19 protein-coding genes are annotated in these 18,254 nt (G+C 57.6%); 3 read left to right on the top strand and 16 right to left on the bottom strand.

The window, feature by feature from the left end:
* Positions 1-62: 62 nt before the first annotated feature.
* Genes dtd through ACO4XG_RS02930 form a run of 10 tightly spaced genes read right to left on the bottom strand, consistent with a single transcriptional unit; the run spans position 63 to position 9,320 of the window.
* Positions 63-524, bottom strand: a complete 462-nt coding sequence (dtd, locus tag ACO4XG_RS02885) for a D-aminoacyl-tRNA deacylase (protein ID WP_308509028.1) — start codon at positions 522-524, stop codon at positions 63-65.
* Positions 521-2,017: an ATP-binding protein gene (locus ACO4XG_RS02890; protein ID WP_308509027.1), complete on the bottom strand. Its 1,497-nt coding sequence runs from the start codon at positions 2,015-2,017 to the stop codon at positions 521-523. The genes dtd and ACO4XG_RS02890 overlap by 4 nt, the downstream gene beginning before the upstream one ends.
* On the bottom strand, positions 2,014-3,330 hold the full coding sequence (locus tag ACO4XG_RS02895) for a vWA domain-containing protein (RefSeq protein ID WP_308509026.1): 1,317 nt from the start codon (positions 3,328-3,330) through the stop codon (positions 2,014-2,016). Before ACO4XG_RS02895 ends, ACO4XG_RS02890 begins: the two co-directional genes overlap by 4 nt.
* Before the next feature lie 13 nt (positions 3,331-3,343).
* The gene (locus tag ACO4XG_RS02900; RefSeq protein ID WP_308509025.1) at positions 3,344-4,225 is read right to left on the bottom strand and encodes a leucine-rich repeat protein; all 882 of its coding nucleotides are present in this window, start codon (positions 4,223-4,225) and stop codon (positions 3,344-3,346) included.
* A gap of 5 nt (positions 4,226-4,230) precedes the next feature.
* Entirely contained in the window at positions 4,231-5,025 is a 795-nt protein-coding gene (locus tag ACO4XG_RS02905) for a hypothetical protein (RefSeq protein ID WP_308509024.1), read from the bottom strand.
* Between the two features lie 58 nt (positions 5,026-5,083).
* On the bottom strand, positions 5,084-5,848 hold the full coding sequence (locus ACO4XG_RS02910) for a tRNA threonylcarbamoyladenosine dehydratase (protein WP_308509023.1): 765 nt from the start codon (positions 5,846-5,848) through the stop codon (positions 5,084-5,086).
* Positions 5,842-7,089, bottom strand: coding sequence for an aconitase/3-isopropylmalate dehydratase large subunit family protein (locus ACO4XG_RS02915; protein ID WP_308509022.1), 1,248 nt, complete (start codon positions 7,087-7,089; stop codon positions 5,842-5,844). The genes ACO4XG_RS02910 and ACO4XG_RS02915 overlap by 7 nt, the downstream gene beginning before the upstream one ends.
* A 1-nt stretch (position 7,090) precedes the next feature.
* A complete protein-coding gene (locus tag ACO4XG_RS02920) occupies positions 7,091-7,582 on the bottom strand; it encodes a LeuD/DmdB family oxidoreductase small subunit (protein ID WP_308509021.1) in 492 nt (163 codons plus the stop codon).
* A gap of 8 nt (positions 7,583-7,590) precedes the next feature.
* Complete coding sequence (locus tag ACO4XG_RS02925) at positions 7,591-8,844, bottom strand: 3-isopropylmalate dehydratase large subunit (protein WP_308509020.1); 1,254 nt, start codon at positions 8,842-8,844, stop codon at positions 7,591-7,593.
* Entirely contained in the window at positions 8,844-9,320 is a 477-nt protein-coding gene (locus ACO4XG_RS02930; RefSeq protein ID WP_308509019.1) for a LeuD/DmdB family oxidoreductase small subunit, read from the bottom strand. Before ACO4XG_RS02930 ends, ACO4XG_RS02925 begins: the two co-directional genes overlap by 1 nt.
* Positions 9,321-9,427: 107 nt before the next feature.
* On the opposite strand from ACO4XG_RS02930, the gene glmS reads away from it, so the two are divergent.
* Both glmS and gloA2 read left to right on the top strand, forming a co-directional pair.
* Positions 9,428-11,290, top strand: coding sequence for a glutamine--fructose-6-phosphate transaminase (isomerizing) (gene glmS, locus ACO4XG_RS02935; RefSeq protein WP_308509018.1), 1,863 nt, complete (start codon positions 9,428-9,430; stop codon positions 11,288-11,290).
* Between the two features lie 2 nt (positions 11,291-11,292).
* Complete coding sequence (gloA2, locus tag ACO4XG_RS02940; protein WP_308509035.1) at positions 11,293-11,673, top strand: SMU1112c/YaeR family gloxylase I-like metalloprotein; 381 nt, start codon at positions 11,293-11,295, stop codon at positions 11,671-11,673.
* 65 nt (positions 11,674-11,738) lie between these two features.
* Here gloA2 and ACO4XG_RS02945 read toward each other — a convergent pair whose 3' ends face one another.
* A complete protein-coding gene (locus ACO4XG_RS02945) occupies positions 11,739-12,278 on the bottom strand; it encodes a hypothetical protein (RefSeq protein WP_308509017.1) in 540 nt (179 codons plus the stop codon).
* A 251-nt stretch (positions 12,279-12,529) separates the two neighbouring features.
* Here ACO4XG_RS02945 and ACO4XG_RS02950 point away from each other — a divergent pair, with 251 nt between their 5' ends.
* On the top strand, positions 12,530-13,204 hold the full coding sequence (locus ACO4XG_RS02950; protein WP_308509016.1) for a YoaK family protein: 675 nt from the start codon (positions 12,530-12,532) through the stop codon (positions 13,202-13,204).
* Here the strand turns inward: ACO4XG_RS02950 and ACO4XG_RS02955 are convergent.
* The 5 genes from ACO4XG_RS02955 to ACO4XG_RS02975 form a co-directional block, all read right to left on the bottom strand.
* Positions 13,145-13,999, bottom strand: coding sequence for a metal ABC transporter permease (locus ACO4XG_RS02955; RefSeq protein WP_308509015.1), 855 nt, complete (start codon positions 13,997-13,999; stop codon positions 13,145-13,147). The genes ACO4XG_RS02950 and ACO4XG_RS02955 overlap by 60 nt on opposite strands.
* Entirely contained in the window at positions 13,996-14,841 is an 846-nt protein-coding gene (locus ACO4XG_RS02960; RefSeq protein ID WP_308509034.1) for a metal ABC transporter permease, read from the bottom strand. The genes ACO4XG_RS02955 and ACO4XG_RS02960 overlap by 4 nt, the downstream gene beginning before the upstream one ends.
* On the bottom strand, positions 14,841-15,584 hold the full coding sequence (locus ACO4XG_RS02965) for a metal ABC transporter ATP-binding protein (protein ID WP_308509014.1): 744 nt from the start codon (positions 15,582-15,584) through the stop codon (positions 14,841-14,843). The genes ACO4XG_RS02960 and ACO4XG_RS02965 overlap by 1 nt, the downstream gene beginning before the upstream one ends.
* 16 nt (positions 15,585-15,600) lie before the next feature.
* Positions 15,601-16,569 (bottom strand): metal ABC transporter solute-binding protein, Zn/Mn family, encoded by a 969-nt coding sequence (locus ACO4XG_RS02970; RefSeq protein WP_308509013.1) that lies wholly within the window; start codon positions 16,567-16,569, stop codon positions 15,601-15,603.
* A gap of 266 nt (positions 16,570-16,835) precedes the next feature.
* A complete protein-coding gene (locus tag ACO4XG_RS02975; protein ID WP_308509012.1) occupies positions 16,836-18,242 on the bottom strand; it encodes a lanthionine synthetase LanC family protein in 1,407 nt (468 codons plus the stop codon).
* Positions 18,243-18,254: the final 12 nt, after the last annotated feature.

The raw sequence follows: 18,254 nt of genomic DNA on the forward strand, positions 1-18,254 counted from the left end.
CAGTTCGCCGGAGGAATTATTTCAGACTGTCCTACTTGATCTTGCAATCTAGCAAATACTTTTTATTTGCGGAGCAGTTCCTCCGAATCGAGCACCAGCGTAAACGGTCCTTCGTTCACAAGCGCAATTTTCATGTCCGCGCCGAATACGCCCTCTTCCACCGTCTTGCCGATCCCTTCCCTGCGGCAAGTGTCGAGAAGATAGCGATAGAGTCGCTCCGCGTGTTCGGGCTTACCCGCCTTCACAAATGAGGGGCGATTTCCCTTCCGGCAATCCGCATAGAGCGTAAACTGCGAGATTAAGAGTACGCTGCCCCCGATCTCCGCGAGACTTAAATTTGTCTTGCCGTTCTCATCGGGGAAGATGCGAAGTCCCGCCACTTTCCTTAGCATGCGGTCGGCGGTCTCCTCGGTGTCGCTGTCCGAGATGCCGACCAGAATGAGATACCCTCTTTCGATTGCGCCGGTCACGCGCCCCTCGACCGTGCAGGACGCCTGACTCACACATTGCAGTACAAATCTCATAAGAACTGCATAACCTCCTCTTTTAAAGTCTCTCTGCGATCTCTGAGCAGTAAGAGCTGATTGTAGCGCGCATAGTCCGCGTGACCTGTCTCATCCGCAAAGGCGAGCACCGCGCTGTTTTCGTTGAGTTCGGTCAGGAAGAGTGCAAGCTCCTGTCCCTCGCCGAAGCCCTCCGCCATAAAACGGAGCGAGCGCGACAGTGCCTCTCCGGTCTCTGCCTCGCGCTGCTTTCTGGCCGCTTCGTCGGCCGTAAAAGCTGTGCGCAGCGCGGCAAAGGCATCTTTCGGCTCTGCCGCATCCGCCAAGGTCTCATAGTGCCGGAGCCTTGTGACAACTTCCGTGAGCTGCCGCTCCCGCGACGGCGACAGCGCCTCGGCCGCCTGCTCCCGCAATAATCGCTGCTCGGCCGCAAAGCATGCCTCCCGGAGTGCCTCTGTGACGGCTGTCTGCCCCACTGCCTCTGCGTCCCGGATTTCTTTCAGAATACGAAAGACCTCTTGCTGCACCCGGAAGTCCTCCTGCCACTTCCGGACGCGCTCCCCGATTGCCGAAGAGAGCAGCGCAATAAAGCTGAGCTTCTCATCAAAACCGGTCTTTTTGAGCCTTGCGGCATCCGCCTTCTCCCTGCCGCAGAGAATGCCCGCAATATCGTAGAGCGCTGCGTACTTCCGATACAGCAGGTAATAGCGGTAAAACTTATCCGCGATTTCCGCATCCTGCAAAAAGGAAGCGGTGAAATCTCCGCTCACGTCGAGTTGAAGCGCCTCATAGGCCTTCAGCGAATCCGAGAGATCCTCCCAGCCGCGCGCAGTCACAAAGCGCTTGCCCGTCTCGCCCGCGCGCACAAAGAAGAAAGCCTCGGGCTCAAGTTCCAGGAAGGCGAGAACCGCGCCGTGCATGCCGCGCTCTAAGGCGTAGTGCTTCCAGACCGCAAAATCCGCCGTCACGCGAAGTTCGCGCACGCGATCCTTGGTCACCACGTCAAAGTCTCGCACCGCGCGGTTATACTCGGGCGGGTTGCCCGCGGTCACAATGACCCAGCCGTCCGGCACGCGGTGGGTACCGAAGGTCTTGTACTGGAGAAACTGCAACATGGTCGGCGCAAGCGTCTCCGAAACCGTGTTGATCTCGTCGAGGAATAAAATTCCCTCCCGCTTGCCGCTCTTCTCCATCATCTCATAGACCGAGGCCACAATCTCGCTCATCGTGTAGTTTGTGGTCTTTTGCGGTCTGCCGTCAAAAAACTGCTCGGTCACAACCGGAAGGCCGATGGCGCTCTGGCGCGTGTGATGAGAAATGGTATAGGAGACGAGCGCGAGTCCCTTCTCCTCGGCGAGCTGGCGCATAATCGCAGTCTTGCCGACGCCGGGTGCGCCCATCAGGAGAAGGGGGCGCTGCCGCTCCCTGGGAATCCGATAGTGCCCGCTCTCATCCTTCCACAAATAGGCATCGATTGCGCGGGAAATTTCCTCTTTTGCCTCTTGAATGTTCACGCCTTCTTCTCCTCCAGATATGCCTTGAGCGCCCAGGCGGGAACACGTTGTTCCACGCTCTCCTCGCGCCCCGGAAATACAAAGACGGTCTGGTAGGGGGTTGCCCGTTCCGGAAACTGTCCCTCTCCGTCCGTAAAATAAAATACACCGCGAAGCCCCGACAAGGCCCCCTGTGCCGTCAGTTCCTCCAGATAGCGAAACAGCGGACGAAAATCCGTGCCGCCGCCGCCCGATAGCTGCAGGCTGTCCCGCGCGGCCTCAAGTTCGCCGAGGCTATGGCAGCGCCTGTCCTGCCTGACAGCCTCATCGCACTGAATCAGATGAATTTTCGCATCGCGGAAAAAGGCCTGCTCTTCGCGAAAGATACCCAAAGTCTCCGCAAAAAACTGCTCCACATCTCCGTGCTGGGTCGAGGCCGAAGTGTCGATGGCGATGACCAGCGCTGCAATGCGCCGCTCCTCGCGGTACTCGTTTTCCTCAATCAGGGGCATATTGCCGTAGTGCTCCATGCCGTAGTAGTAGAACCCGTAGTCAAAGGCGTCCGGGTCGATCTCCATAACCTCCCGCTCAACCGCAAAGCGGCGCAGGATTTCCCCGTAGGAGAGCCGCGCTTCTCCCTGCACGCGAAGGGTGCGGAGAAAGCTCTCCGCGCCCTTGCCCGCCTCTTTTCCGGCGGCAAGGAGCATTTTTTCGACATGTTCCGCCGCATCCTCCCAGCGCTTCTCCTCGGCCGGCAGAGACTTTTCCTCTGTCTTCGGCGGCTTGGTCTCCGGATTTTTCCAGAGACTGTGGTCGCAACGCCAAAAGGTTTTCCGAAGTTCTTCCCGCTCGTCGTAACTTAAGTCCATGCCCTGTAAACTGCGGTAGATGCGCTCCGCTGTCATGATGCGGCTCTCCGCAAGAAAGCGCTCATACCAGGCGCGCCGCGTATCGCTCTCTGTCTCTCTTAGGATGTCTTCATCCAGAGAGTCCGCGAGGTACTCGACCGCGACATCCGCCGCGAGGTCCCAGTTTTCCCTGTCCGCCGCAGCCGCCGGCACATGGTAGACATGGCGGAAGATGCAATGCAAAAAGAGGTGAAAGCAGGTCCGCCGTAGCGCCCTCGGATTGTCGACAAAGCACTGCAACAGGTAGCGCGGCTGGTAGGCGACCGCACTTCCGTCCGTTCCTATATTTTGAATGCGCAGATCCATCTGCGGGCGAAGCAGAAAGAAGGCACTGCGAAGAAACGGCAGCGCGAGGCTCAATTCCGTGACGGTATAATTCCATATCTTTTCGCCTGCCGCCGTAAGCGCTTCGCGATTGCCGCTCATGTCTCCTCCTCTCTCAGAGCGAAAAATCCGTGCTCTGCCTTTGTTCCCTGCCCTGCATGAGTTCGGCGCAGAGTTCCGGGAGCTTCGCCTTTCCCGCCTCATGAAGCGCATAGCGCCGCGCTTCTTCGGAGAGAAGTTGCTCTCGCCTGAGCCAAGTCAGCAGCGCTATGAGGCGTGCCCTGTCATGACTTGCCTCCCAGTCCCGGAAGGCGAGCTCTGCCGCGGTCTCGCTCTCGGCCGCGAGATAGTCCCTGTACGCTTTGCGCCGCACTTCGGCGAGCCGATAGGGGGAACGGAGGCGCCCGATTGCAATGCGGCAGGCAACTTCCCGCTCCGCCGCCGCGGCCCGTTCAAACTGGCGGTCATACTGGAAAAAATCGATTTCCCGCCGTGTCACACACTCCCGGAAGGCGTAGCCGCAGCCCTCAATCCGCGGGTGAATCGCGCGCGCCATGGTGTCTTCATCGAACTCATTTTGAAATGACGGAAAGTAGAGTTCCGCCTCGCCGTCAGAGAGTTTCAGTTCGCAGCGAAACGCCGGTTCCGGCTCCGAGAGCAGCGCGCGGAGCGCATAAAAATTGCCCTGCGGCGCGGCGTAGTGCACGCTCTGCAGGGCATCACAGGCACGAAACACCGCATCGCCGACTTCGGTCAGCGTCTCGGAGAGCGAGACGCTGATTAGATCCGGCATGCCGTAACAGGCAAAATCGCCGATTTCCGCAATCCCGGGCGCGAAGTCAAGCGTTCTAACGCCGGAAAGCTCCCGAAAAGCCCCGCGCGCGACGCGACGGACAGCCGCACCGTCCCGGCTGTCAGGCACCGTGAGCGCTACTCCGGCGTCCCGCACTCCCGAGAGCACTAAGCTGCCGTCCGGTGCTGTCTCAAAGAGAAACATTCGCCTCAGCGCTCCGTAAAGTCCGCGATATTACCGGCTGCGTCCAGGGTGAAGCTGCCGTCCAGAGAAATCCACTGTTCTCTTTCGTTGTAACCGCCCCGGAAACCCTCTCTCTGCCCGTTTCCGGCTGCCGTCAGGTACTGCTCCGCCGTGAGCGTCTTGTCGCCCGCATGAATCGCCGCATCCTTATTGATTCGCACCTTGCCGGTATAGTAGAGTGCCGCGCTCTCATCGGCAATGTAATACGCTTTTTTCCCCTTCGGCGCGACATGCCGAAGCGACATCTCTTCTTCGGTCGCAAATCCCGTCCGAGAAAAGACCCGCGTACCGTCCTCCCGCACTGCCGTGAGCACATAGCTCTTTCCGTCGAGCGGGAACGTATCGCCGACCGCCAGGCTCTCAACCGCCTCCGCATTGTATTTGACCGCCGCGTAGAGCGAGACAAAGTCGAGCGCATAGTAGCTTCCGCAGTCCGAAACGACCGTCAGCGGTCGCCCGTTGTCGTCCTGTCTGCTCTTTAAAAACGGCGCTCTGTTCCGATAGGCCTCGGTCAAAGCCTCGTAGGAAAAGGTCCCCGCGCCGTTTGTGCCGCTCCCGGTTCCCACAAACTGTGACAGGTTCTGATTCGCCGCCGCCTTTTCGCTCCGCGCATTGACGCGATAGCGATCCGGCACAAAAACCTTGTCGGATGCCACGGTTCTCTTGCCGCGGGTTATGGTCGCAGCCTCCGCTGCCTGCGGGAGCGCGGTCACAAGAATTGCCGCTGCCGCCAAAAAAGTAATCGCTCGTCTGACTTTCATCGTCCTATCCTCCGCTGATTCTATTTTAGCTTTTCTCCCCCGCAAAGCCAAATGAAACTTATGCTTCTCTCTCCCCCGCGAGCTCACGCACCACTTCGCCCGCGAGTATCAGTCCCGCAACCGCCGGGACAAAGGCCGTGCTGCCCGGGATATCCCGGCGCTCGGTGCACTTCCGCTCGGTGCCGGGCGGACACACACAGTGATTCCGGCAGCTGATGCTCGGATCCTCCAGGGGTCTGACCGGTGCTTCGGTCGAGTAGACCACCTTACACTTCCGGACGCCCCGCTTCTTTAACTCGCGGCGCATGACGCGCGCCAGCGGGTCCACACTGGTCTTATAAATATCCGCAATTGCAAACTTGGTCGGGTCCAGCTTATTGCCCGCGCCCATGCAGCTGATGATTTTGGTATTCGCCTCTCTTGCCTGCAAAATGAGCTGAATCTTGCCGGTCACGGTGTCAATCGCATCGACCACATAGTCGTAATCGCGAAAGTCAAAGTGATCCGCAGTCTCCGGCAGATAAAACATGCGATGCATGGTCACGCGGCAGTCCGGATTGATTTCCGCCACTCTCGCCGCCGCGACCTCAACCTTATATTTGCCGACGGTCGAACGCAGAGCGAGTATCTGGCGGTTTAAATTCGTGAGACAGACCTTGTCGTCATCGATTAAGTCCAGTGCGCCGACACCGCTCCGCGCGAGTGCCTCCGCGACATAGCCGCCCACGCCGCCGAGTCCGAAAATCGCGACGCGGGAAGCCTTGAGTCTCTCCATCGCCGGGACACCGAGCAAGAGCTGGGTTCTCGAAAACTGATTCAGCATGTTGCCTCCGTGAGTCTGCCTGTGAGTGCCGAGGCCGCCGCACTCTTCGGGGAAGCGAGATAAATCTCGACCTTGGAACTCCCCATTCTGCCGAGGAAGTTTCGATTGTTGGTCGCAACCACGCGCTCTCCGTCCGAGAGAATGCCGCCGGTTCGCCCGCAGCAGAGTCCGCAAGACGGGTGGGTAATCATGGCGCCCGCCGCCGAGAGAATCGCCAAGGTGCCGTTTGCCTCTGCCTCTTCCCAGATTTTCCGGGAGGCCGGCGTCACGATGAGTTTCACAAAGGGCGCAATGTGCTTGCCCTTCAGAATCTCTGCGGCCGCCATCAAGTCCTCAAGCCGTCCGTTTGTGCAGGAGCCGAGGAATACCTGGTCGATGGCCACGGGTTCCAGGTCGCGAATCGCTGCGACATGGTCCACATTCGAGGGCAGCGCCATGACGGGCACAAAGTCCTCGGCGCGGTACCGGAGTACACGCGCGCAGGGCGCGTCCGCATCGCCCGCCAAGGCGCGCTCTGCTTCCGTGAGCTCGATGCCGAGGTATTCCGCAGTCTTCTCATCCGGCGCAAAGAGCGCGCACTTTGCCCCCGCCTCAATGCCCATATTTGCCATGGTCATGCGGGAGGAAAGGCTCATTGCTCTGACCGTGTCACCGGTGAACTCGAGCGCGCAGTAGGTTGCACCCGCGGCCGTCAAGTCGCCGATGATGCGCAGAATCACATCCTTCGACATCACGTTTTCCGGGAGCTCGCCGTTAATCTCAATCCGTATGGTCTCCGGCACGCGGAGCCAGATTTCTCCGGTGCCGAGCACCGCCGCCATCTCCGTATAGCCGATGCCGGTCGAAAACGCGCCGACACAGCCGTAGGTCGTCGTGTGACTATCCGTTCCGAAGACCAGGTCACCCGGCTTTACATAGCCCGCCTCGGTCATGAGCTGGTGGCAGATGCCGTCGCTCCGGTGCAGGTTCGGAATTCCGTACTTCGCCGCAAAGTCATTCGAGAGCTTGTAGGCGCGGATATCGTCGACCTGACTTGCCGGCACCAGATGGTCGCAGATAATCACGACCTTCTCGGGATCCCAGAGCTTTTGAAAGCCCATCTCTTCAAATTTGGCCGCGATGAAGGGCATCATGATGTCGTCCAGCATCACGCGGTCCGCGCCGACTGTCACAATGTCGCCGGGCTTCACCGCGTGCCCGACCTTTGCGGCAATCAGCTTTTCAATCATTGTCATTTTCATCTCAGTTAAGCCCATTTCTCTTCCGCATCGCCTTGACCAGTCCGCCCGCATTCAAAATCTCCATGAGATTCTCGGGCAGTGCCGCGATTTTATAGTCCTTGCCGTTTGCGTGTATTTTTTCGCCGACCGTCACCGAAATCGTGTCTCCCTCGCGCACTTCATCCGAGAGCTCTCGGCACTCGATTAAGAGAAGGCCGTTGTTAATCGCATTCCGAAAGAAGATGCGCGCAAAACTCTTTGCGATGACCGCGCGCACGCCGAGCGCCTTCACGACTTCCGGGGCCTGCTCGCGCGAGGAGCCGCAGCCAAAGTTCTCGCCGCCGACAATGATATCGCCCGGCGCTATTTTGCCTGCGAGCTCGGGGCGGAGCGGCGAAAACGCATAGGGCTTCATCTCCGCAATGGTCGGAAAGACCAGATATTCCGTCGGGAGTATGATGTCGGTGTCGATATCATCTCCGAGCTTCCAAACTTTTCCCTGAAATTCTTCCATCTGCCGCCTCACTTTGTCAAACTCTCTGCCGTGCAGATTTCGCCCTTCACAGCACTCGCCGTGACCGTCGCCGCACTCGCAAGGTACACGTAAGAATCCTTGTGGCCGGAGCGCCCCTTAAAGTTTCTGGTTCCCGTGCTGATCAGGGTCTCGCCCTCACCGATGACGCCCTGGCAGGAACCCCAGCAGACCGAACAGTTCGGGTTCATCACAATGGCCCCCGCGTCCATAAAGATTTTCAGGAGACCCTCGCGGAGCGCCTCTTCATAGACCGCGCGGCTCGCCGGAACCACGAGAAAGCGCACGCTGTCCGCAACCTTTCTGCCGCGGAGCAGTTCCGCGCCTACGCGAAGATCCTCGATTCTGCCGTTGTTGCAGGAGCCGAGGAAGGCCTCGTCAATGGGAATGCCGTTGCATTCCTCCGCCGGGACTACATTGTCCACAAAATGCGGCTTTGCGACAATCGGGCGAATTTCCGAGAGATTGATTTCAAACACCTCTTCATACTCCGCATCCTTGTCCGGATTCAGGACAGCGACCGGCTCTCTGCCGTGCTCTTTCAGGTAGTCGAGCGTCTTCGCATCCACCTCGCAGAGACCGGTCTTTGCCCCCGCCTCCACGCAGAGATTGCAGAGCGCAATGCGGTCGGCAATGCTGAGCGAAGCGAGTCCCTCGCCGCCAAACTCCATGGCCTTATAATTCGCGCCGTTTGCGCCGATCTTGCCGATCATCGTGAGAATCAGGTCGCGCGCGTAGACACCCTGCGGCAAACTGCCGCGGAGCTCAAAACGCAGGGTCTTCGGGACCAGCACCCAGCTCTGTCCCGTGACCATCGCATAGAGATAGTCGGTGCAGCCGACACCGGTTCCGAACGCGCCGAGCGCGCCGTAGGCACAGGTATGGGAGTCCGCGCCAAAAATAAACTGTCCGGGGGACACATATTTTTCGAGCATAATCTGGTGACAGACACCCTCGCCCTCATAGAACGCAATGCCGTTTGCCCGCGCAAAATCGCGCATTTTCTTATGCGAGGCTGCTGTCTTCACCGAATCTGCCGGAACATTGTGGTCGACAATCCAGACCAGCTTGTCCTTATCCGCAATGCGCGGGTGCTTTAAGTTCTCGTACATGCCGATGGTGAGATGGGTCGTGCCGTCGTTTGACATCATATAGTCGAGCGTGACCGTCTCGATATCACCCGCGTGCACCTTGGTCTTTCCCGCCGCGCGCGCAATGATCTTCTCCGCCATAGTCATAGCCATTATGCTTCCTCCCGGTTCAGCGCCGCAATGAGACCGCCCTGGTCCAGAATTGCCTGCATCTTCGGCGGCAGTTTCGTACAGCGATAGTTCTGTCCGTTCACACACACCGTGCCGCTTTCCATGTCGAGCGAGAGCTCCTCGCCCGGCTTTACCTTGTCAATCAGTCCCTCGCAGACAATGACCGGCAGCCCGATATTAATCGCATTCCGGAAGAAGATGCGCGCAAAGCTGTTGGCAAACACGGCGCGCACGCCGAGCGCCTTTAAGACAGCCGGTGCCTGCTCTCTCGATGAGCCGCAGCCGAAATTGTCGCGTGCCACCACAAAGTCCCCCTCTCTGACCGCCGACGCAAAGTTCTCGTCCAGGGACTCAAAGCAATGCGGTGCCATTTCCTCGACACTCGGGTACAGGAGGTATTGCGACGCGATGATCTGATCTGTGTCCACGTCGTTGCCAAAACAAAATATCTTTCCCATGCAACTCCTCTTCCGTTTTTTTCCGCCTATTTTAACATAGCTTTTCTATAGGTTCAAACCCTTGCCCATTCGTGATAAAATATTCACATTGAAAAAGGAGGATTTTTATGTGCGGAATTGTTGGATACGTCGGCAGCAGGCAGGCTGCCCCCATTTTGCTGGAGGGCTTGGAGAAGCTGGAATACCGCGGCTATGACTCCGCCGGCATTGCTGTCCGCGATGGCGACAAAGAACCGGTTGTTGTCAAAGCCAAGGGACGGCTCCGCGTCCTCGCTGATAAGACCGACAACGGCCATGCGCTGAAGGGGTGCTGCGGCATCGGACATACGCGCTGGGCGACCCACGGCGTCCCCTCGGAGACCAATGCGCACCCGCATGTCTCGGAAGACGGCTCCGTGCTCGCAGTCCACAACGGCATCTTTGAGAACTATCTGGAAATCCGGGAAAAGCTCGCGCGCCACGACTACCACTTCTACTCGCAGACCGACACCGAGGCGATTGTGAATCTCATCGATTACTACTATAAGAAGTACAAGATGGGCCCGATCGATGCGATTGCGAAGACCCTGGTCCGCGTCCGCGGCAGCTATGCGCTCGCAATCATGTTCCGCGACTACCCGGAACAGGTGTACCTCGCCAGAAAGGATAACCCCCTGATTGTGGGACTCGGTGAGGGTGAGAACTTCATCGCCTCGGATCCGTCCGCCTGCTTAAAGTACACCCGCCGCGTCTGCTACATCGACAACTTTGAGATGGGCCGCGTGACCAAGGACAGTGTCACCTTCTACGACTTGAACGGCGATGTCGTCGAGAAGACACCGGTGCTGATCGATTGGGATGAGACCGCAGCCGAAAAGGGCGGCTATGAGCACTTCATGATGAAGGAAATTCACGAGCAGCCGAAGGCTATTGCCGACACCTTCCGCGCCTACTTAAGCGACGAGACCGACGGGAAGAAGCTCGACTACCGCGTGGACCTCGCAAAGCTCGGTCTGACGGATGAACTGATTCTAAGCTTCAGCGGCGTCACGATTATCGGTTGCGGCTCTGCTTACCATGTCGGCGCGACGGCGCAGTATGTGATTGAAGATCTCGCAAAGCTCCCGGTCCGCATCGAGTTCGCCTCGGAATACCGCTATCGCCACCCGGTGATCGACCCGAACAACCTGGTCGTCGTGATCAGCCAGTCGGGTGAAACCGCGGACACGCTCGCGGCGATGCGCGAGGCCAAAGAGCAGGGCTTAAAGACCCTCGCGATTGTCAACGTGATCGGCTCCGTCATTGCCCGCGAGGCGGATTTTGTGCTCTACACCTATGCGGGGCCGGAGATTTCGGTCGCGACGACCAAGGCCTACTCGACCCAGCTGATCGGTGTCTACCTGCTCGCAATCTGCCTCGGCAAGGCGCGCGGCCTGATTGACGAGCGCGAAGAGCAGCGCCTGCTCGCCGAGATTGCTGCCCTGCCCGAAAAGGTGCAGCGCATCATCGACGACAAGGAGCGGCTCCAGTGGTTCGCCGCGAAGTTCAGCAACGCAAAGGATGTCTTCTTCATCGGCCGCGGCATCGACTACGCCATCTGCATGGAAGGCAGCCTCAAGATGAAGGAAATCAGCTATATTCACTCCGAAGCCTATGCGGCAGGCGAGTTAAAGCACGGCACCATCAGCCTGATTGAGGACGGCACCCTTGTAATCGGCGTGCTCACCCAGTCCGAGCTCTATGAGAAGACGCTCTCGAATCTCGTCGAGGTGAAGAGCCGCGGCGCTTACCTGATGGGTCTCACGACCTCGGGGAACTACGACATTGAGGACACGGTGAACTTCGCGTTCTTCCTCCCGAAGACCGACGAACACTTTGCGGACAGCCTCGCAGTGGTTCCGCTCCAGCTCCTCGGCTACTATCTCGCAGTCTCGAAGGGGCTCGATGTCGACAAGCCGAGAAATCTCGCAAAGTCCGTGACCGTCGAATGAGCCTGAAACTCGAGGCGATTCACCATGTCGCCGTCATCGGAACGGACTATGTGCGCAGCAGACATTTTTACGCGGAACTTCTGGGACTCCCCGTGATTCGTGAACACCGGCGCGAGGCAGAGGGCGATTGGAAAATCGACCTGCAACTCGGCGATGCCGAACTGGAGCTCTTTATAAAGCCCGACGCACCGCCGCGCCAAAGTTACCCGGAAGCACAGGGGCTTCGCCATCTCGCCTTTCGGGTCGCCTCGGTCGCCGAGACTGCCGAGGAACTGAAACAAGCCGGCGTCCGCGTGGAGCCCCTCCGCACCGATACTTACACCGGCAAAGCGATGTGTTTCTTCTTTGACCCGGACGGGCTTCCGCTCGAGCTCCATGAATGAGCAGGCGGAAAAGCCGAAAACCGGACAACAAAAAAGCGGCTCGCGCCGCTTTTTTGTTATTTCAATTACTGAATCAGGTGACCCTGCATGTTGCCCGCCTGGGTCTCAAAGTGATACTCGACACCGTTGATTGTCAGCGTGCCGGTGACCATTCTGCCCTGCGTTCCGTCCGAAACCGGATTCAGATAGTACTTGCCGGTATTGTCCTGGTACCAGCCGGTCTGCATCCAGCCGTCGCTGTCGAAGAAGTACCAGTCGGTGCGGCCGTTGTAGCTGAGCTTCGCCCAGTTCGTCGCATAGCCGCCGTTCGAATAGCGATACCACCAGCGGCTGCCGGACTGTACCCACGCGCCCGCACCGGTCTGCGGTGCCGCGCTGTTCGTCCAGACACCTTTCGAGCCGATACGGCCGCCGGAGGAACGTGCGCCTCTGCCGCCGCCACCGCCGCCGCCTGCAATGCCGCTGCCCGCAGACGGGGTCGCAACGGAAGAGGTTGCAAAGGTAGACGAAACACTCGTCGAACTTCCGGGTGCTGCGATGGCAGCGCCTGCAGCGACAATCGAAACCGCTGCGGTCAGAGCGAATGCAAAAATCTCTTTTCTCATTTCCACTCTCCTTATTTGTTTTGAGGCTTAAGAAATACTTAAGCAATCCACAAGCATTTACTAAGACTTATACTGGTCAAAGTACGAATTGTCAAGGCTTTCCGGGGATTTTCCGCGCGAATTCGCGGAATTGTGCACTTTTTCGCGTGCCCTCACCGGAAAGCACTGTCCGAGCCTTGCACCATCAAAGAAAACTTACTATGCTTTAAGAACGAACGATTCTGTCTCACTCGCAGAAGAAAGGATTCCTCATGCAGAACCACACAACTCCCACCAGGCGTCAGGTCTCCGACACCATGCTGCTCACCGCCTTTCTCACATTCAGCGGCGGCTTTCAGGACGCCTATACCTACATTGTCCGCAATCATGTCTTTGCGAATGCGCAGACCGGCAACATTGTCCTGATGTCGACCAAGTTTCTTGCGGGCGATTTCAGCGGCGGCATCCGCTATCTCTTCCCGCTCTTCGCCTTTGCCGGCGGCATTTTCGCGGCGGAACAGTTTGAGGCCAGATTTAAACAGGCGCGCCGCCTGCACTGGCGGCAGAGTATCCTGCTGCTCGAAATTCTGCTGCTCAGCATTGTAGGGTTTCTGGGAGAGGAATGGAATTTGCAGGCCAATATGCTGGTCTCCTTTGCCTGCGCCATGCAGGTACAGTCCTTCCGGAAAGTAAACGGCAATGCCTATGCGAGCACCATGTGTATCGGCAATCTTAGAAGCGGCACGGCTGCCGTCTCCGGTTATCTCCGCAGCAAGAAAAAAGAGCAGCTGGAGCGCGCCCTCTACTACTTCGGCATCATCCTGATTTTCGGTCTCGGCGCCGGTGTCGGCGGTAATTTGTCCCCGATCTTCGGCATCAGAGCTATTTTATTCTGTCCCGTGCTTCTGATTATCGGCGTCGTGCTGATGATTGCGGAGGAGCGCTGAGAGACGCAGCAGGAGCAAAACGAACAGGAAAAGTGTCGCGCACATGCCGGATAGCGATACATTCAGCCGAAGTGCCGCCACGGTGCCGAGCACCGCAACCGCGGCGCCGATTGCTAAAGTGAGAAACAGCATCTCGCCGAGACTTCGCGCGAGCAGACTCGCCGCGGCCGCGGCTGCGACAAAAAAGGCAATCGAGAGCACTGCGCCGACACTTTGAAACGCAACCACCGCACTAAACGCGCTCAGCGTGAGCAATGCATAGAAAATTCGCTGAAGCGGCAGACCGAGCAGGGTTGCATAAGAGGGGTCAAAGCAGGCATAGCAAAGCGGCCGGAAGCAGAGACCCGTGAAGGCCAAGTTTACCGCAAAGAGCAGCAAATTGAAGAGTACCGCGCGCGGCAAGCCAAAACTCCGCAAAAAAGGCGCAAACAGCGGATTTCCCATCAGAATGAGTTCCGTGTCGAGGTGCACATTCCGAAAACAGCGTGTCACCAGGATGACGCCGAGCGCAAAGAAGACCGGAAAGACCAGACCGAGCGCCTCATCCCGCGCGATATTGCAGCGCAGTGCAATCCATTCGGTGAGAAGGATGCTAAAGAGTCCGAAGAGTGCCGCCGAGACAATGAGAACCGGCGAATTCAAATCCCGCACAAAGAAAAAGCCGAGCGCTATGCCGAGCAACACTGCGTGGCTTATCGCATCCGCCGTCATCGAGAGGCGGCGAAGCACCAGAAAGCAGCCCGGAACGCCGAGGCAGAGCGAGGTGCTGAGCAGCACCAAAATGATGTCCCTCATCCTCTCTCCTTTCCGAGGCGGAATAAAAATGCCGCTAATGTAAATACCCCCATGCAGACAATGATCATAGGACCGGTCGAAATCCCGGCTATCCCTGTACTCACGGCGCAGCCGAGCAGCGCACTGCACACCGCCATCAGCGCGGCGAGTCCGAGCACCGCGGGAAGGGTCTTTGCGCACTGCGAGGCCGCGACACAGGGCAACAGCAAAAAGGCCGAAATCAGCACCGCGCCGACCGTCCGTATGCCGAGGGCAATGACCGCGACCGTCAGAAACAGCATAACCGCACCCATGAGCCGCTCCGAAATGCCGAGTGAGGCCGCATACCCCAGATCGAAACTCGAATACTGCAAGGGCCTGCGAAAGAACAGCAGGAGAATCGAGAGCAGCACCGCACCGCAAAGCAGAAGCAGCACATCTCGTTTCGTCATAAAGGCCGCCGAGCCGAAGATATAGACGCGGAGTCCCGACTGTGAGGCATTCCGAAACGCGGGATTACCCTGAATAAAGGTCTTTAATACCATGCCGAGGCCGAACATCCCGGCGAGCACTGTCGCGAGCACGGCATCCAGCGCGAGTTTTTTTTCACCCTGCAGCCAGAGGATCAGGGCATAGGAAACCGCGGCACTCACGGCCGCACCGAGGCAGAGAATCAGCGGATTCCTTGTCCGGAACAGCATAAAAAAGAGCACCACGCCCGGATAAGAAGCGTGTCCCAGCGCATCACCGATTAAACTCTGCCCCCGGTATACGCTGAAGCAGCCGATCACCGCGGCAATCGCCGCGAGGAGAGCTGCGCCGCTCGCGACCACCCAAAAATCGTAGGAAAGTAATACACGCATCACAACCACTTCTCCGCTTGAAACACCTCACCGTAACAGCGTCGCATGGCTTCGCTCACCACAACCTCCCGCGCTTCTCCGACCGCCTGTACCGTGCCGCCGTCGAGAAGCACTGCGCGGTCAAAATAGCGCGTAATCGTGTGGACATCATGGTGCACGGCGACTACGCTCTTCCCCGCGCCGACAAGCGCCTCCAGTTTTTCCATGATGGCGCGCTCGCTCCGGTAATCCACGCCGGCAAGTGGCTCATCGAGAAAAAACAAATCCGCATTCTGCACCAGAGCGCGCGCCAAAAAGACGCGCTTTTTTTGACCGCCCGAGAGCTCTGAAATCTGTCGCTTCCTTAGATCCGTGAGTCCCAATTCTTCGAGTGCCTGTTCCACCCGCTCCCGCTCTGCCTTTCCGGGCTTCCGAAACCAGCCGAGTGAAAAGAAGAGCCCCATCTCCGCGACACCCTCCACGGTAATCGGAAAATTCCAGTTTACCTCCGCGCTCTGCGGCATATAGGCGATGCGCGACCTGACCTTTTTAAGCGGCTCTCCGAAAATCTCCACTGTTCCGCTCTTTGGCTTCAAAAAACCGAGCATGGTCTTTAAGAGCGTGGACTTTCCCGCGCCGTTCGGACCGATTAAGGCAATTCTCTCTCCCGCGGGCAGAGAAAAAGCGACGTCCCGCAGCACCGTCCGCTTTCCGTACCCTGCAGACAGTTGATGCACTGCGACCGCCGCCATCTCTTCGTTCATTCTTTTCTCCTTGCGCTTATTTCAGATGCGCCGCAATCAATTTCACATTGTGTTCCACCATCGTGATATAGGTGTCGCCGTCCTCGCCCTTTTGCGCGAGCGAATCGCTGTAGAGCTCATCGCTTCCGCCGCTCACCACTTCGACCGCAAAACCGCGCGCCGCACAGCTCTCCTTCAGCTTTTCCATCCGCGCCGGGTCCGTCGTGGACTCCGCAAAGATTGCCTTAATCTTGTGTGCGACAATGAAGTCCGCCGTCTCCGCCATATCATTGGTTGAGAGCTCCGCATCCGTACTGACACCCTGGGGCGCCTTCACTTCCATGCCGTAGCGCCTCGAAAAATAATGGAAAGCATCGTGCGGTGTGACCAGAATGCGACTCTCCGCCGGGATTTCCGCAAGCGTTGTGCGAATCTCCGCATCCAAAGCCTCAAGTTTTTCTTGGTATGCCTTGAGGTTTGCCTGAATCTCTTTTTCATGCGCCGGGATCTTCTCGATCAGCGCCTTGGCTGCCTCGTCGCAGGCCTTCTCGTAGAGCTTCACATCGAACCAGAAGTGCGGATCCGCCGCATTCGCCGCGAGTCCCATGCTGCTGTCCGCAGACAAAATATCATTCTGATCAAAAGAAGCCGTGACCGCATGACCGTTGACCGCCTCCAGGAGCTCTGTCATGTGTCCCTCAAAATGAAGACCGTGGTAGAGGACAAGATCTGCACTCTTAAACTTCTCCCTGTCCTCCGGCTTTGCCTCATAGCTGTGCGGATCCTCGCCCGCCGGGATGACCAGTGCAATATCGGTATAGTCGCCCGCAAGCTGTTCCGTCATATCCTGCAGGAAGGTCGTCGTAACCGTCACCTTGAGCTTCCCGCTCTCCGCCTTGCTCTCCGCCGTCTGCCCCTTCTGCCCGCAGGCCCCAAGTGCCAGCAACGCGAGAAACGCAAGTCCGAACTTCCGCAACTTTCTCTGAATCACCTGCACACTGTTCACAATTCTTCCCTCCGTCTGGTTATTGATTAGTTTAAACTAATCTCTTTAATATAAAGATAGCATAGACTAACTTAATTCACAAGACTTTTCCGAATTATTTTTAACAGAAACAAGAGAAGGCTTTCCGTGGGAAAAGCCTTCTCTTGTTTCGCTTGTAACAATTGAGAACAGCCGATGCTGAAAAGACAGGCACAAGCCGCGCGCAAAGCTCGAACAAGCTCCCGGTCGCTTTGTCTGCGTTTTGGCTGCCTCCGAATGTGCAGCACTCAGCGTTGCACAACGCTTCCCTCCGCCGGGAAAGGATCATCCGGGAAGCGAATCGAACGGAACTTTCCGCTAAGTGCCGCATAGAGTTCTAAGAGTTGCAGTGCTTCCCCGGTATTGCCATCATAGTAGCCAATGCGCGCGTCCACCTTCCAAGGCTCAATGCGATGCCAAGACTGGAACCAACACCCCTGTTCTTCGCCGAGATCCGTAAACTGCCCTAACAGATAACGCCCGCTCCGCTCTGCGAGTTCAAGATACTTTTGCTCTTCAGTTGCGAGATAAAAGCCCGTCAACACATTTAACAACGAAGCCGTTCCGCAGCACATACAGATTACATTCCAGTAGCCTTTGAAGTGGACCTCCGGTGCGCCTGCCGCGACAATGCCGTCTATCATGTGCACGGCAAAGTCTCCGTATGCCTCGGGCGGTTTGCGTTCTGTCTCTTTGATTCTCGAGAGGAGGTAAAAGAGTCTCACCGTCCCCGCAAAACCGTTACACAAGCCAAGGAAGTATATCTGCTCGGGATTCGGGAGACAGAATGGTGTCAGAACCTTCTCTCCCTCTCGGATACAAATTCTTTCTATATAAGCTGCACCTCGCTCCGCTGCTTCGAGGAAGGCAGGCTCACCGGTTTCCTCAAAGAAACGCCCCAGCACATAAGCCGTCCCTGCCGTCCCGTAAAAGAAGTTCGGCATCTCACCACCGTCATCGATGCCAATGTTCGGTACCGTGATGGTACGCCACTTGTAAGCGCCGTCCTCTGTTTCAATCGCCTGTTCAAGTAAACGCCTCGCCGCGCGGATTGCACACTCTCTCCAGTCCTCTCGTCCAAAAGCCTTTGCCTCATAGAGCAGATAGAGGGCAATGCCCGCGTCGTAGGAAATTCCGCCCGGCTCACCGAGCCATTCAACGCCTTCTCCGACCCGCCTCGCGAGCCCTGCAATCTTCTCCGTTTCCGCGACTGCAAAATCCAAGTATTTCTGTTTACTCGTTGCCTTCCCAAGTTCGGTGAACACAAAGCTTAAGCCCGCCGTCCCGCTGATCGGACCTATCTCGGAGCCCGGAACCCCCATATCGGTCTGCATCTTGCGCCCCTCGTCAAAGTTTGCCAAGAGATAATCCGCGGCGCGGCAAGCATCTTCTCGCCAGGAGACATCCCCTGTGAGTTCCGAAAGCTCCAGCAAAAATAGAATCGGGCCCGGCATGCCGCTGTAGACCGAAAACTCCCCCATAACCGTTTCCCCTTCGGGATGCATGGGATCTTCATACCAGTGTATACCCGCCTCTGTCCGTTCCGCGTTCGCTCTGAGCCAGTGTGCGACCCGGAGCGCTGCCTTCAGATAGTCTTCTTTCGCCGGCATTCGAAACATCGGCTTCATCAAAGGCTTCACCGTCTGTGCTTTCATATCTGTTACCTC

Source organism: Stomatobaculum sp. (genome assembly GCF_057248925.1).